Annotated in this window: 10 protein-coding genes; 9 read left to right on the plus strand and 1 reads right to left on the minus strand. The window is 64.3% G+C overall.

The window, feature by feature from the left end; genetic code table 11:
* Positions 1–224: 224 nt before the first annotated feature.
* The 5 genes from BPNPMPFG_RS07435 to BPNPMPFG_RS07455 all read left to right on the plus strand — a co-directional run bounded on the left by BPNPMPFG_RS07435 (position 225) and on the right by BPNPMPFG_RS07455 (position 7,074).
* On the plus strand, positions 225–1,484 hold the full coding sequence (locus BPNPMPFG_RS07435; protein WP_258594389.1) for a sarcosine oxidase subunit beta: 1,260 nt from the start codon (positions 225–227) through the stop codon (positions 1,482–1,484).
* Positions 1,485–1,573: 89 nt separating this feature from the next.
* Positions 1,574–1,870, plus strand: a complete 297-nt coding sequence (locus BPNPMPFG_RS07440; RefSeq protein ID WP_258594390.1) for a sarcosine oxidase subunit delta — start codon at positions 1,574–1,576, stop codon at positions 1,868–1,870.
* The gene (locus tag BPNPMPFG_RS07445) at positions 1,867–4,875 is read left to right on the plus strand and encodes a sarcosine oxidase subunit alpha (RefSeq protein WP_258594392.1); all 3,009 of its coding nucleotides are present in this window, start codon (positions 1,867–1,869) and stop codon (positions 4,873–4,875) included. The genes BPNPMPFG_RS07440 and BPNPMPFG_RS07445 overlap by 4 nt, the downstream gene beginning before the upstream one ends.
* Entirely contained in the window at positions 4,868–5,455 is a 588-nt protein-coding gene (locus tag BPNPMPFG_RS07450) for a sarcosine oxidase subunit gamma (RefSeq protein ID WP_258594394.1), read from the plus strand. The genes BPNPMPFG_RS07445 and BPNPMPFG_RS07450 overlap by 8 nt, the downstream gene beginning before the upstream one ends.
* Positions 5,456–5,631: 176 nt before the next feature.
* On the plus strand, positions 5,632–7,074 hold the full coding sequence (locus tag BPNPMPFG_RS07455) for an MFS transporter (protein ID WP_258594396.1): 1,443 nt from the start codon (positions 5,632–5,634) through the stop codon (positions 7,072–7,074).
* Positions 7,075–7,112: 38 nt separating this feature from the next.
* Here the strand turns inward: BPNPMPFG_RS07455 and BPNPMPFG_RS07460 are convergent, their stop codons facing one another.
* On the minus strand, positions 7,113–7,817 hold the full coding sequence (locus tag BPNPMPFG_RS07460) for a nitroreductase (protein WP_258594398.1): 705 nt from the start codon (positions 7,815–7,817) through the stop codon (positions 7,113–7,115).
* Positions 7,818–8,021: 204 nt separating this feature from the next.
* Between BPNPMPFG_RS07460 and BPNPMPFG_RS07465 the strand changes: the two genes are divergently transcribed.
* The 4 genes from BPNPMPFG_RS07465 to BPNPMPFG_RS07480 are packed head-to-tail and all read left to right on the plus strand — an operon-like array spanning position 8,022 to position 14,694.
* Positions 8,022–8,585 carry a helix-turn-helix domain-containing protein gene (locus BPNPMPFG_RS07465; protein WP_258594400.1) on the plus strand — a complete coding sequence of 188 codons (564 nt, stop codon included), beginning with the start codon at positions 8,022–8,024 and terminating at the stop codon, positions 8,583–8,585.
* Between the two features lie 27 nt (positions 8,586–8,612).
* Complete coding sequence (locus BPNPMPFG_RS07470) at positions 8,613–11,066, plus strand: GcvT family protein (RefSeq protein ID WP_258594401.1); 2,454 nt, start codon at positions 8,613–8,615, stop codon at positions 11,064–11,066.
* A complete protein-coding gene (locus tag BPNPMPFG_RS07475) occupies positions 11,066–12,247 on the plus strand; it encodes a pyridoxal phosphate-dependent aminotransferase (RefSeq protein ID WP_258594403.1) in 1,182 nt (393 codons plus the stop codon). The genes BPNPMPFG_RS07470 and BPNPMPFG_RS07475 overlap by 1 nt, the downstream gene beginning before the upstream one ends.
* Positions 12,244–14,694 (plus strand): GcvT family protein, encoded by a 2,451-nt coding sequence (locus BPNPMPFG_RS07480; RefSeq protein ID WP_258594404.1) that lies wholly within the window; start codon positions 12,244–12,246, stop codon positions 14,692–14,694. Before BPNPMPFG_RS07475 ends, BPNPMPFG_RS07480 begins: the two co-directional genes overlap by 4 nt.
* The last annotated feature ends 65 nt before the right edge of the window (positions 14,695–14,759 follow it).

The following is a 14,759-nucleotide window of genomic DNA, read 5'->3' on the forward strand; positions in this document are numbered from 1 at the left end:
CAAAGGCAATTTGAAAGCCTGTCCTTGATAAAGACGGCCATATCGTGGGGCAAGCCGTCGCGTCGGATCGCTAGACCCCATCGGATCGCCAACCCCTTCCAATCGCCAACCTCTTCCAATCGCTTGACCAAGCGTCGGCCAGTCGAAAGGCGATGGCGCAATATTGGCTTTGCGGACGCGCCCTGCTCTATAGTCTGCCGCATCGCCGCAACCGGATGACATCAATGGCAGAGTACTCGGCCTTTTCGCTGCTCGCGAACGCGCTCAAGGGAAACAAGGACTGGAAGCCGGCCTGGCGCAAGCCGGATCCGAAGGCATCCTATGATGTCATCATCATCGGTGGCGGCGGCCATGGGCTGGCGACGGCTTACTATCTCGCCAAGGAACATGGCATCACCAATGTCGCGGTGCTGGAAAAGGGCTGGCTCGGGTCGGGCAATGTCGGCCGCAACACGACGGCCGTGCGTTCCAACTACCTCTTGCCGGCAAACACCCGCTTCTACGAACACTCGATGAAGCTGTGGGAGAACCTGTCGCACGAACTCAACTACAATGTCATGTTCTCGCAGCGCGGTTGCCTGAACCTGGCGCACACGCCGGCCCAGTTCGACGACTATGCAAGGCGCGGCAACGCCATGCGCCATCTCGGCGTCGACGCCGAGCTGATGACGAAGGCTGAGATCAAACGCCTCATCCCGGCGCTCGACATCTCCGACAGCGCCCGATTCCCGGTGGTTGGCGGCCTGATGCAGCGGCGCGCCGGCACCGCCCGCCACGATGCGGTGGCCTGGGGCTACGCGCGCGGCGCCGACCGTCGCGGCGTCGACATCATCGAGAATTGCGAGGTCACCGGCTTCCTGCGTGACGGCGACCGTATATCAGGCGTGTCCACCTCGCGTGGCGACATCCGCGCCAGGAAAGTGGCTGTCGCGGTCGCCGGCAGCACCGGCCGCGTCATGCAACTGGCCGGCGTCGAGACGATGCCGATCGAGAGCCATGTGCTGCAGGCCTTCGTCACCGAATCGCTGAAACCCTTCATCGACACCGTCGTCACCTTCGGCATGGGCCATTTCTACATGTCGCAGTCCGACAAGGGCGGCCTCATCTATGGCGGCGATATCGACGGCTACAACAGCTACGCCCAGCGCGGCAATCTGCCCATCGTCGACGAGGTGATGAGCGAGATGCTGGCGCTGTTTCCGGGTCTTGCCCGCGTGCGCATGCTACGTTCCTGGGGCGGTGTCTGCGACATGTCGATGGATGGCTCGCCGATCATAACCACCGGCCCGCTGCCCGGCATGTACCTCAACTGCGGCTGGTGCTACGGCGGCTTCAAGGCGACGCCGGCCTCCGGCTGGTGCTTTGCCTGGACCATCGCCAAGGATCAGCCGCACGACTTCAACGCTCCCTTCACGCTCGACCGCTTCCATCGCGGCCTGGTGATCGACGACAAGGGCCAGGGTGCAAACCCGCGGCTGCATTAGACCATGATCCGTAAAAGTGGAAACCGGTTTTCTCGGACAAACGGAACCGTTTGTCCGGAGATCACGGTCAAACAAGAAGATACGATCCAATGTTGATCACCTGTCCCTATTGCGGCCCGCGCGACGTCATCGAGTTCACCTATCAAGGTGACGGCAACCGCGAGCGTCCCGACCCCGCCTCGCAGAATTTCGAGGCGTGGAACGCCTATGTCTATAACAGGCTGAACCCGGCCGGCGACCACAACGAGATCTGGCAGCATTCCGGCGGTTGCCGCGCCCATCTGCGGGTCGTGCGCAACACGCTGACGCATGAGATTTCCAGCGTCGCCTTCATGCGCGGTGATCACACCTCGGCCGCGCGCCGCAAAGCGGAGGACAGATCATGAGCCCGCGCCGCACCGACACTGGCGGCCGCATCGATCGGCTGAAAACCATCCGCTTCACCTTCGACGGAGCGCCCTATACCGGCCATGCCGGCGACACGCTTGCGTCGGCGCTGCTGGCCAAGGGCGTCACCCTTTTCGGCCGCTCGTTCAAATACCATCGCCCACGCGGCCTGCTCACGGCAGGCGTCGAGGAGCCAAACGCCCTGGTCACCGTGCTGAAGGGCGAGGTTCGCGAGCCGAACATTCCGGCGACCATGGTCGAGATCCATGACGGGCTGGTGGCCGTCAGCCAGAACCGCTTTCCCTCGCTCGCCTGGGACGTCAACGCCGTCAACCAGCTCGGCGGCAAGATCCTGTCGGCCGGCTTCTACTACAAGACCTTCATGGGCCCGGTGTTCGGTCCACTCAAAGGCACGCGCTTCTGGATGTTCTGCGAGCATTTCATCCGCCGTGCCGCCGGTCTCGGCAGCGCCGGATCGGCGAAGGACCCGGCCCGCTACGAACGCATGAATGCCTTTTGCGACGTGCTGGTGGTCGGCTCCGGCCCGGCCGGGTTGATGGCCGCCAAAGCCGCAGCCGATCAGGGCGCCCGCGTCATGCTGGCCGATCTCGAGCCGCGCTTCGGCGGCTCGGCCAACTGGTCGGACGAAACGATCGATGGCGCACCCGCCGCCGACTGGGCGCGCCGCACCGTCGCCCAACTGGAAGGCCGCGACAATGTCCGGCTTTTGCCGCGTACCACCGTCTGGGGCTACTACGACAACAACACGCTTGCCGCGCTCGAACGGGTCAGCGACCACAAGGAGCAGCCCGGCAAGGGTGAGCCGCGCCATCGCTACTGGGCGATCCGCGCCAAATCCGTGGTGCTGGCCACCGGCGCCTTCGAACGACCGCTGGTGTTCCCGGGCAATGACAGGCCAGGCGTGATGCTGGCACATGCCGCAGAGCGCTACGCCAACGAGTTCGGCGTGATGCCGGGCGAGCGGATCGCGCTGTTCACCAACAATGACAGCGCCTATCGAGCGGCCGTCGCCCTGAAGAGAGCGGGCGCCGCGATCGTCGCGATCGCCGACGTCCGGCCGGAGCTCTCGGCCGAAATGCGCAAGCTGGCCACTGGGGCCGAGGCCGAGATCTTTGCCGGCCATGCCGTCGTCGCCACCGAGGGTGGCAAGGCGCTGTCCGGTCTCAAACTGCAGCGCTTCGACATGGCCAACGGATCGCTCAGCGGCGATGCGCGCAGCATCCATGCCGACTGCCTGCTGATGTCGGGCGGCTGGTCGCCGACCATCCATCTGGTCAGCCAGGCCGGCGCCAAGGCGGAGTGGAACGCCGCGCGCCAGGCCTTCCTGCCGCCAAAGCCGAACCAAGAATGGCCAACACAGCAATGGATCGGCGCTGGCGCCTTCACCGGCAGCTTTTCCACCACTGAGGCCATCGCCGAAGGCCGCGCCGCCGGTCTTGCCGCCGCGGGTGGACAGAGCACGCCCTCCATGCTGCCGACAGTCGAAGCCGCACCCGGCGATCCCGATCCGGCTCCCGTCTTCGAGATCAGGGCCAAGGGCAAGAGCTTTGTCGATTTCCAGCACGACGTGACTGCGGAGGATGTGCGGCTGGCGCATCGCGAAGGCTTCGTCTCGGTCGAACATCTGAAGCGCTACACCACGCTTGGCATGGCGACCGACCAGGGCAAGAGTTCCAACGTACCCGGCCTTGCCATCATGGCCGAGGCGCTGGGCAAGCCGATCCCCGAGGTCGGCACGACGCGCTTCAGGCCGCCCTTTGCGCCGGTGTCGATCGGCTCGCTGGCGGCCGAGCGTTTCGGCGACCTGAAACCCGAGCGGCTGACGCCGATGCATGACTGGCATCTCGCCAATGGCGCGACGATGTATTCCGCCGGTCTCTGGTATCGCCCGATGATCTACGGCCATGCCGGCGAGACGGTCGAGCAGGCCTATGTGCGCGAAGCCAGGGCGACGCGCGAAAGCGCCGGCATCGTCGATGTCTCGACACTGGGCAAGATTGCCGTGCAAGGCCCCGATGCCGCCGCATTCCTCGACCGCGTCTACACCAACATGTTTTCGACGCTGGCCGTCGGCAAGGCACGCTATGGGCTGATGCTGCGCGAGGATGGCCTTGCCTTCGACGACGGCACCACCTGGCGGCTTGGCGAGCAGGATTTTCTGATGACCACCACCACGGCGAACGCCGGCAAGGTGATGCAGCATCTGGAATATTTCCTCGACGTGATCTGGCCGGACCTGAAAGTGCACGTCACCTCGGTGACCGACGAATGGGCGGGTGCCGCGATCGGCGGGCCGAAGGCCAGGCAGATCCTCGCCGCCTGTGTCACCGGCACATCGGTCGACAACACTGCCTTGCCCTTCATGGGCATCGTGCGCGGCGCGATATCGGATGTGCCGGTGATGATTTGCCGGCTGTCTTTCTCCGGTGAAATGGCCTTCGAGGTCTATTCCGGCGCCGGCCATGGCACCCATGTCTGGGATGCGTTGATGGAGGCCGGCAAGCCGTTCGGCCTGGTCACCTACGGGCTCGAGGCGCTGGGCACGATGCGCATCGAGAAGGGCCATGTCACCGGCGCCGAGATCGACGGCCGCACCACGGCGCGCGACCTGCATCTCGACTGGATGCTGTCGAAGAAGAAGCCTTTCATCGGCTCGGCGATGATGGACCGCGAGGGCCTGATCGCATCTGACCGCCTGGAACTGGTCGGCCTGATCTCGCTCGACAACAAGCCGCTCAACGGGGGCGCGCACATCGTCGAGCAAGTCGACGAGGCCAATCCGCACGGCTCGATCGGCCACATCACCGCCTGCTGCTACTCGCCGGCGCTCGGCAAGCATATCGCGCTGGCGCTGGTCAAGGGCGGCAAGGCGAGACGCGGCACACGCGCCCACGTCTCCGATCCCTTGCGCAACCGGTTCGGACCGGTCGAGATCATCTCCAACCACTTCTTCGATCCGGACGGGAGCCGCATGCATGGTTGAGCGTCAATCCCCGCTTGAGCCGGAGTTTCACGTTGGCTCGCACGGCAATTTTGAGCATGGCGTCGAGATCATCCTGACCGAGACGCGGCCGGGCTCGATCGTGCAGGTCGCCGCCTGGCCGGGCGAGGAGAAAAAACTGATGGCCGCCATCCGCACCGTCACCGGGCTCGCGCTGCCCGATGGCGCCGGCGGCGGCTTGAGCGACGGCGTGAAGTCGGTGTTCGGCTTCGCGCCGGGAAAATTCACCATTGCCGACGAAGCCGAAGGCCTGGGCGACGCCTTTGCCGAGGTGGTCACCCCTGCCATCGGCACGGTCACCGACCTCTCGCACGGCCGCACCGCCATCCGCATTGCCGGGCCGAAGGCCGAATGGGTGCTGGCGAAATTCTTTGCCATCGACTTCTCGCTGCCGGCCTTTCCGGTCGGCGCCGGCCGCTCGACCACCCATCATGATGTCTTCGCCCAGATTCAGCGCACCGGCGCCGACCAGTTCGACCTCTATGTCTTTCGCTCGTTCGCGCGCTCGTTCTGGAAGGCGCTCTGCCATGCCAGCGAGGAAGTCGGCTACGAGGTGCAGTAGGCGGCGCGGCCGAATGGTCGCATTGCCTCTGCTTCTGGCATCAAGGCCGGCCGCTTCTGCCGCTAGAGAATCGCGCCGCAAGCGGCCATGATGGAAAAAAGCGGCCGCCAGACCGGCCCAAGGGGTATGAAAATCCCGTCTCAGGCTCGGCATATTCGTTTGGTTCGAACATCCCCATGACCGCAGAAATATCCGCCGGCGCCACGGATCGCGCCGATGTGTCGGCTAGAGCCATGCTCCTGCTGCCGCTGACGGTCGCCTGCGGTGTCTTCATGACCAGCCTCGACCAGAATGTCGTGGTCACCGCGCTGCCCGGTATCGGCGAAAGCCTCGGCCGCCCGCCCAGCCAGCTCGGCCTCCTGATCACCGTCTATGTCGCCAGCCTGATCATCTCCATGCCGCTTGGCGGCTGGGCCGCCGACCGCTTCGGCCTGCGCAACGTCTACTGTTTTGCCTTGCTGGTGTTCGCCACTTCATCGGCCCTTTGTGGGCTGTCAAACGATATCTGGATGCTGGTCGGCGCCCGCGCGCTGCAAGGGTTTGGTGGCGCGCTGATGGGCACGCTCGGCCAGGTCGTCATCCTGCAGACCTTTCCGCGCAGCCGCACGCTGAAGATCAACATGTACATCTCGCTGGCCGGCCAGTCCGGGCCGCTGGTCGGCCCGCTCGTCGGCGGGGCATTGACCACCTACATTTCCTGGCGCTGGATCTTCTTCATCAATGTGCCGTTCGCGCTGGCGGCGGCTTTTCTTGCCGCCTCGTTGTTCCCGACGCTGACCAAGCCGGTGCGCACGCCATTCGATTTTCCGGGCTTCCTGCTGGTCGGCAGCGGCATGGTGCTGCTGGTCTTCGGCATGGATTCGCTTGCCGCCAAGGACGCTGCCGGCAGTGTGATCGCCGGCGAACTAGCACTGGCGCTCGTCATCCTGACCGTCGCCTCGTTCTATTGCCTGCGCGTGCGCAACCCGCTGCTCGATCTCAAGCTGTTGCGCATCCGCACCTTCCGCATCTCCTTCCTGACCGGCGGCGGGTTGGACACAATCGGCCTCAGCTCCGTCGTCTTCCTGCTGCCTTTGATGTTCCAGCTCGGCTTCGGCATGAGCGCCGTGCAGGCGGGCTCGTTGACCTTCGTCGCCGCGGTCGGCTCGGTGGCCATCCGGTTCTTCATGCCGCGCGTCCTCAACCGGTTCGGCTTCCGTCGCGTTCTGGTCTTCAACACGCCGATCGTCGCCGTCATGGTGGCCGGCTTTGCCTTGATGCAGGCGACCACGCCGGTGTGGATCGTGCTTGCCTACATCTTCGTCTTCGGCGTCTTCCGCTCCGCACAATGGGCCTCGACCGGCAATCTCGCCTATTCCGACATCGCGCCCGAGCAACTCGCCCGCTTCAGCGCGCTCTATTACATATTGTGGCAGCTGGCGGTCGCCATCAGCGTCGGCCTCGCCGCCGCGGCACTGTCGTTTCTCGCCAGCGGCGGTCCGGCGGTCGCCAACGATTTCCGCATCCTGTTCGTGATCGAGGGCGTCATTACGCTGTGCGCGCTGCTCGCCTACCTCAAGCTGACGCCGCAGGACGGCGCCCATGTCAGCGGCCACGGCGCGCAGATGAACACGGAATAGGACAAGCCGCCCAAACCCGGCCCGCCGCGACAGTCGGCTTATTCGCTGAACGTCACCCACTCTTCCAGCGGCACGCGGTCCGTGCGGAAGGCGTTTTCGGGCTTAGATGTATCCTCAAGGCCAAGCGCCATGCCGCAGACGACGATTTCCTCGTCGGGGATGTTGAGCACCGGCCTGATCTGCCGGTGATAGGGGGCGAACGCCGCTTGCGGGCAGGTATGCAGGCCCCTGCCCCGCGCCGCGACCATGATGTTCTGCAGGAACATGCCATAGTCGATCCATGAGCCCTGGTTGAGCCGGCGGTCGATGGTGAAGATCATGCCGACCGGCGCGTCGAAGAAGACGAAGTTGCGGTCGTGCTGGGCACGCATCTTGTCGACCTCCCGGCGGCCGATGCCGAGCGCGCCATAGAGGCCGAAGCCGTTGGCGCGGCGACGGGTCAGATAGGGCTCGAAGAACTGGGTCGGATAATAGCGGTACTCGTCCCAATCGGCCTTTTCGGCGCGAATGCCCGAATTGAGGATGGCGTCGGTGATCTGTTGCTTGGTCTCGCCCTTGGTGACGTAGACCTTCCATGGCTGCATGTTGGTGCCGGATGGCGCGCGCGCCGCAACCGACAGAATGGCGCGGATGATGTCGTCGTCGACCATGTCGGGCAGAAATGCCCGCACCGAGCGACGCGACAGGATCGCCTCGTCGACAATCTCGGCTTCGCCCGCAACTCGGGTGTTGTTTTCCAGCATGGGCCGTCCCTTAACCCTCGTCTCGAGCGGACGTCCCCATTCGCCGTTCGTGCCCGAGCCTTTGCATGAACCGCCAAAATCCTGCAAGCAAATCTTGAGCTTTCGTGAAAATCCACTTGATTTTTTCATGAACTTGATTTCTCATGAAATTCGGCTGCAAATTTTCATGAAGTGAGCATTTTGCCTTCCCCTATCGCAAGAACATTGCAGGGACCTGACGAACGCGTGCTGGCCGGCGACATCCGGGCCTTGCGCAAGCTGCGTAGACTGACGCTCGCGGAGATCGCGCTGAAACTCGGCCGTTCGGTCGGCTGGGTCAGCCAGGTTGAACGTGGCCTGTCGACGCCATCGCTCAGCGACCTCAGGGCCTTCGCTGAATTGTTCGGCGTGCCGATCAGCCTGTTCTTCAGCCATGACGTACCGGTCGAAAGCGAGCGCGGCGTGATTGTGCGCGCTGGCAGGCGCCGCACGCTTGGCACAAGCGAATCCGGCCTGGTGGAGGAGCTTCTGTCGCCCGATCTCGGCGGTAGCTTCGAGATGGTGCGCTCTGTCTTCGCGCCGGGCGCGGAGCTGAAGGCCGAGGCGCGGCGGCCGACCGAGGAGGCCGGATACATCGCGTCCGGACTGTTCGACATCGAGATATCAGGCGTGTGGCACCGGCTTGGCGAAGGCGACTCCTTTCGCTTCGAGGGCAAGCCTTACCGCTGGCGCAATCCGGGTACCGAGCCGGCGGTTGTCATCTGGGTGGTTTCGCCGCCAGTCTATTGAATGAACAGGTTTGTTGGGGAGAAGAACATGGCCGGTTTGCCGAGCACGGCACGCGTGGTGATCATCGGAGGTGGTGCCGTCGGCACGTCCTCGCTCTATCATCTCGCCAAGGCGGGCTGGACCGACTGCGTGCTGCTCGAAAAGAACGAGCTGACCTCCGGCTCGACCTGGCACGCCGCCGGCAATGTGCCGACTTTCTCCTCGTCCTGGTCGCTGATGAACATGCAGCGCTATTCGACCGAGCTTTACCGCGGCCTGGCCGAGGCGGTCGACTATCCCATGAACTATCACGTCACCGGTTCGCTGCGGCTCGCCCACTCGGTTGAGCGCATGCAGGAGTTCCAGCGCGCCAAGGGCATGGGCCGCTATCAGGGCATGGACATCGACGTCGTCGGCGTCGACGAGATCAAGCGCCGCTATCCCTTCATCGAGACGCATGACCTGAAAGGCGCGCTCTATGACCCGAGCGATGGCGACATCGATCCGGCGCAATTGACCCAGGCGTTGGCCAAGGGCGCGCGCGACATGGGCGCCAAGATCATCCGCTTCTGCCCGGTGTCAGACATGCGGCGCGAGAACGACGAGTGGGTGGTTGTAACAGCGCAAGGCGAGATCCGCTGCGAGATCGTCGTCAACGCCGCCGGCTACCGCGCCGCCGAAGTGGGCCGGATGTTCGGCCGCGAGGTACCGATGATGGTGATGAGCCATCAGTACATCTTGTTCGAGGAAATCCCCGAACTGGCGGCATGGTCGAGAGAACAGGGTCAAAAACTGCCGCTGCTGCGCGACGTCGACACCTCCTACTATCTGCGCCAGGAAAAGAACGGCATGAATCTGGGTCCCTATGAGCGCAATTGCCGCGCGCATTGGGCGACCCACAATGATCCGATGCCGGAGGATTTTTCCTTCCAGCTGTTCCCAGACGATCTCGACCGGCTGGAACATTATCTGGCCGACGCCGTCGCCCGCGTGCCGATCCTGGGCACCGCCGGCCTGTCGAAGGTCATCAACGGTCCGATCCCCTACACGCCGGACGGCAATCCGCTGATCGGCCCGATGCCCGGCGTTCCCAACGCCTTCGAGGCCTGCGTCTTCACCTTCGGCATCGCCCAGGGCGGCGGCGCCGGCAAGGTGCTGGCCGAATGGGTGACGCAGGGCCAGACCGAATGGGACATGTGGTCGTGCGACCCGCGCCGCTTCACGTCCTTTGCTGCCGCGCCGGACTACTGCGTCGCCAAAGGCATGGAGATCTACGGCAACGAATACGCCATCCAGTTTCCGCGCCATGCCTGGCCGGAGGGTCGCGACCGCAAGCTGTCGCCGATCCACGATCGCATCAAGGCGCTTGGCGCCCGCTTCGACGTCTACAATGGCTGGGAGCGCGCCACCTGGTACGCGAAAGATGGCGATGACGTTTCCGAGAAAGCGACGCTGACCTTCCGCCGCGACGGGCCCTGGCAGCATCGCGTCCGTGAGGAATGTCTTGCCGTCCGCGACGCCGCCGGCATTCTTGACCTGCCGGGCTTCTCGCGCTTCAACCTCGACGGCCCGGGCGCCGCCGAATGGCTGAGCTTGCAGGTCACCGGGCTGGTGCCGAAGCCCGGCCGCATCGGTCTCGTCTATTTCGCCGACGACAAGGGCCGCATCGTCACCGAAATGTCCGTCGTGCGTCACGACGAGAACCTGATGACGCTGATCACGGCGGCGGTCGCGCAATGGCATGATTTCGAATGGCTGAAATCGCGCATGCCCAAGGGCCCACCATTCAGGCTGATCGGCCGGACCGAGGAATTCTCCACCCAGATCCTGGCCGGCCCGAACTCGCGAAAAATCCTCGCCGATGTCTGTGACGCCGACCTCACTTTGCCGTGGCTGACGCATCAGGAGACGAAGATCGCCGGCCGCTGGGCGAAGCTTATTCGCGTTTCCTTCGCCGGCGAACTTGGCTGGGAAATCCACACCAGGGTCGACGACACCGCCGCCATCTTTGACGCCATCTGCGCGGCCGGACAGCAGCATGGCCTGAAGCCGTTTGGCATGTACGCGCTGGATTCGCTAAGGCTCGAAAAAGGTTACCGCACCTGGAAAGGCGACCTGTCTACCGACTACTCGATCCTTCAGGGCGGGCTGGAGCGTTTCGTCAAATGGGACAAGCCCGACTTCCGCGGCAAGGCGGCCTTGCTGAACGAAAAACAGCAAGGCGTGAAGAAGCGCTTCGTCACGCTGGTTGTCGAAAATCCCGGCGATTGCGACGCGCCCTCCGTGTCGACGCTTTGGCATGACGGCAAGATCGTCGGCGAAACGACTTCGGGCGGTTGGGGTCATCGCATCGACAAATCGATCGCGCTCGGCATGCTGCGCACCGACCTCGCTGAGCCGGGCACCGCAATCGAAATCGAAATCTTCGGCGAGCGTTTTCGGGCGATCGTGCAGAAGGACGAGCCGCTATGGGATCCGAAGAACGAGAGGCTGAGAGCATAATGCCCAGACCATCATCACGCATTTCCGGCATCGTGCCTTCGGGCAAGGATGGCTGGGAAGTCCATTCCGCCGCCTGGGCCCGCAAGGCGGCCGGCGAAGACATCATCATGCTGTCGGTGGGCGACCATGATTTCGACACGCCCTCGGAAACGATCGAAGCCTGTGTGGCCGCGGTTCGCGGCAGCAATCATCACTACACCCCGCTTCCCGGCCTGCCGCGCCTGCGCAAGGCAATGGCGGCAGCCTCGAGCGCCTGCACCGGCATCGAGACGACGCCGGATCAGGTCATCGCCACGCCGGGCGGCCAGGCCGCACTCTACGCCGCCGTGCAGGCCGTGCTCGATTCCGGTGATCACGCCATCGTGGTGGCGCCCTATTACGCCACCTATCCCAACACGTTCAGCGCCGCCGGCGCCAGTTTCACCGTGGTCGAGACGCCGGCCGAGGATGGCTTCCAGCCGCATGCCGACATGATCCGCGCCGCACTTCGGCCAAACACACGCGCGATCCTGATCAACACGCCGAACAATCCGACAGGTGCGGTCTACTCGCGCGAGCGGCTGGAGCACCTCGCGGAGGTCTGCCGGGAGCATGACCTCTGGCTGCTGTCGGACGAGGTCTACTGGACGCTGGGCGGCGGCGAGCACGTCTCGCCGCGCTCGCTGCCCGGCATGGCCGAGCGCACGCTGGTCATCAATTCCATGTCGAAGAGCCACGGCATGACCGGCTGGCGCATGGGCTGGCTGACAGGCCCCAGCGAGATGATCACGCTGCTGATCAATCTCAACCTGGTGACGACCTATGGCCTGCCGGCCTTCATCTCGATCGCCTGCGCCGAGGCGCTCGAGAACCGTTATGGCGTCAAGGAGATCGCCGAACGCTATGCGGCGCGGCGCACCGTCTTGCTCGACGCCGTGCGCGGCATGAACGATGTCACCGTGCGCGGTTCCGATGGCGGCATGTATGTCATGCTCGACATATCGGCCGTCGAACCCGACGACGAAAAGTTCGCCTGGGCCTTCCTCGACAAGGAAAGGGTCGGCGTCATGCCCGGCTCCAGCTTCGGCGAGGCGGCCGCCGGTCACATTCGCATCAGCCTCTGCCAGCCAGAGCCCGTGCTGCAGGAAGCAGCGCTCCGGCTGCGCCGCTTTGCTTCCAGCTACCGTCGCGAGGCCGCATGACCGCCAAGGCTATCCCCACGAAAGCCCGTGCCGTCATCATCGGCGGCGGCGTCTCCGGCTGTTCGGTCGCCTATCATCTGGCCAAGCTCGGCTGGACCGACATCGTGCTTCTGGAACGCAAGCGGCTGACGTCGGGCACGACATGGCATGCCGCCGGCCTGATCGGCCAGTTGCGTGGTTCGCAGAACATGACGCGGCTGGCGAAATATTCGGCCGACCTCTACGTCAGGCTGGAAGCCGAGACGGAGGTCGGCACCGGCATGCGTCAGGTCGGCTCGATCACCGTGGCGCTGACCGAAGAGCGCAAGCACGAGATCTATCGGCAGGCGTCTCTCGCCCGCGCCTTCGATGTCGACGTGCGCGAGATTTCACCCAGGGAAGTCAGTGAGATGTATCCGCATCTCAATGTCTCCGACGTCGTCGGCGCCGTGCATCTGCCGCTCGACGGCCAGTGCGACCCCGCCAACATCGCCATGGCGCTGGCCAAGGGCGCACGCCAGCGCGGCGCCACCATCGTCGAGAATGTGAAGATGACCAAGGTCCACACCAGGGCCGGTCGCGTCACCGGCGTGTCCTGGGCGCAAGGCGAAGAACAAGGCACGATCGAAGCCGACATCGTCGTTAACTGCGCCGGCATGTGGGCGCGAGAACTGGGTGCGCAGAACGGCGTCACCATCCCGCTGCACGCCTGCGAGCACTTTTACCTCGTCACCGAGCCGATCCCCGGCCTCACCCGCCTGCCGGTGCTTCGCGTGCCCGACGAGTGCGCCTACTACAAGGAAGACGCCGGCAAGATGATGCTCGGCGCTTTCGAGCCGGTGGCCAAGCCCTGGGGCATGGACGGCATCCGCGAGGATTTCTGCTTCGACCAGTTGCCCGAGGATATGGACCATTTCGAACCGATCCTCGAAATGGGCGTCAACCGCATGCCGATGCTGGCGACCGCCGGCATCCACACCTTCTTCAACGGTCCCGAGAGTTTCACCCCGGATGACCGCTACTATCTTGGCGAAGCGCCGGAACTTTCGGGCTACTGGATGGCGACCGGCTACAATTCGATCGGCATCGTCTCCTCCGGTGGCGCCGGCATGGCACTGGCGCAATGGATCAACGATGGCGAGGCACCTTTCGACCTGTGGGAAGTCGATATCCGCCGCGCCCAGCCTTTCCAGAAGAACCGTCGCTATTTGAAGGAGCGCGTCTCGGAAACGCTCGGCTTGCTCTATGCCGACCATTTCCCCTATCGGCAGATGGCGACATCGCGCAACGTCCGCCGCTCGCCTCTGCATGAGCATATGAAGGCGCGTGGCGCCGTCTTCGGCGAGGTCGCCGGCTGGGAGCGCGCCAACTGGTTCGCCCGCGAGGGCCAGGAGCGCGAATACCGCTATTCCTGGAAGCGGCAGAACTGGTTCGACAACCAGCGCGAGGAGCATCTGGCGGTCAGGAACGGCGTCGGCCTGTTCGACATGACCTCGTTCGGCAAGATCCGTGTCGAGGGCCGCGACGCCTGCGCTTTCTTGCAGAAGCTCTGCGCCAACGACATGGACGTGGCGCCGGGCAAGATCGTCTACACGCAAATGCTCAACCGGCGCGGCGGTATCGAGAGCGACCTCACCGTCTCGCGGCTGTCCGAAACGGCTTTCTTCCTCGTCGTCCCCGGCGCCACGCTGCAGCGCGATCTGGCCTGGCTGCGCAAGCATCTGACCGACGAATTCGTCGTCATCACCGATGTCACCGCCGCCGAAGCCGTGCTCTGCCTGATGGGGCCGGACGCGCGGAAATTGATCCAGAAGGTCAGCCCGAATGATTTCTCCAACGAAGCCAACCCGTTCGGCACATTTCAGGAGATCGAGATCGGCATGGGCCTGGCCCGCGCCCACCGCGTCACCTATGTCGGCGAGCTCGGCTGGGAGCTCTATGTCTCGACCGATCAGGCAGCCCATGTCTTCGAGGCCATGGACGAAGCCGGCGCGGATGTCGGGCTAAAACTCTGCGGGCTGCACACGCTGGATTCCTGCCGCATCGAAAAGGCCTTCCGCCATTTCGGCCACGACATCACCGACGAAGACAATGTGCTGGAAGCCGGCCTCGGCTTTGCGGTGAAGACGGCGAAGGGCGACTTCATCGGCCGCGACGCGGTGCTGCGCAAGAAGGAGGCCGGCCTGTCACGCCGGCTGGTGCAGTTTCGCCTCGCCGATCCGCAACCCCTGCTCTTCCACAACGAGGCGATCCTGCGCGACGGCAAGATCGTCGGCCCGATCACCTCGGGCAATTACGGCCATCATCTCGGCGGTGCTGTCGGGCTGGGCTACGTGCCGTGTCAGGGCGAGAGCGAGGCGGATGTGCTGGCTTCATCCTACGAGATCGAGATCGCCGGCGAGCGTTTTGTGGCGGAAGCATCGCTGAAGCCGATGTACGATCCGAAGTCGGAGCGGACGAGGATGTAGCCCCGTTTCACGGGGAGAAGGTGGCCCGAAGGGCCGGATGAGGGGCGGCGCCAGAGTCCGAAAAG

Source organism: Mesorhizobium sp. AR07, from assembly GCF_024746815.1.
Taxonomy (GTDB): Bacteria; Pseudomonadota; Alphaproteobacteria; order Rhizobiales; family Rhizobiaceae; genus Mesorhizobium.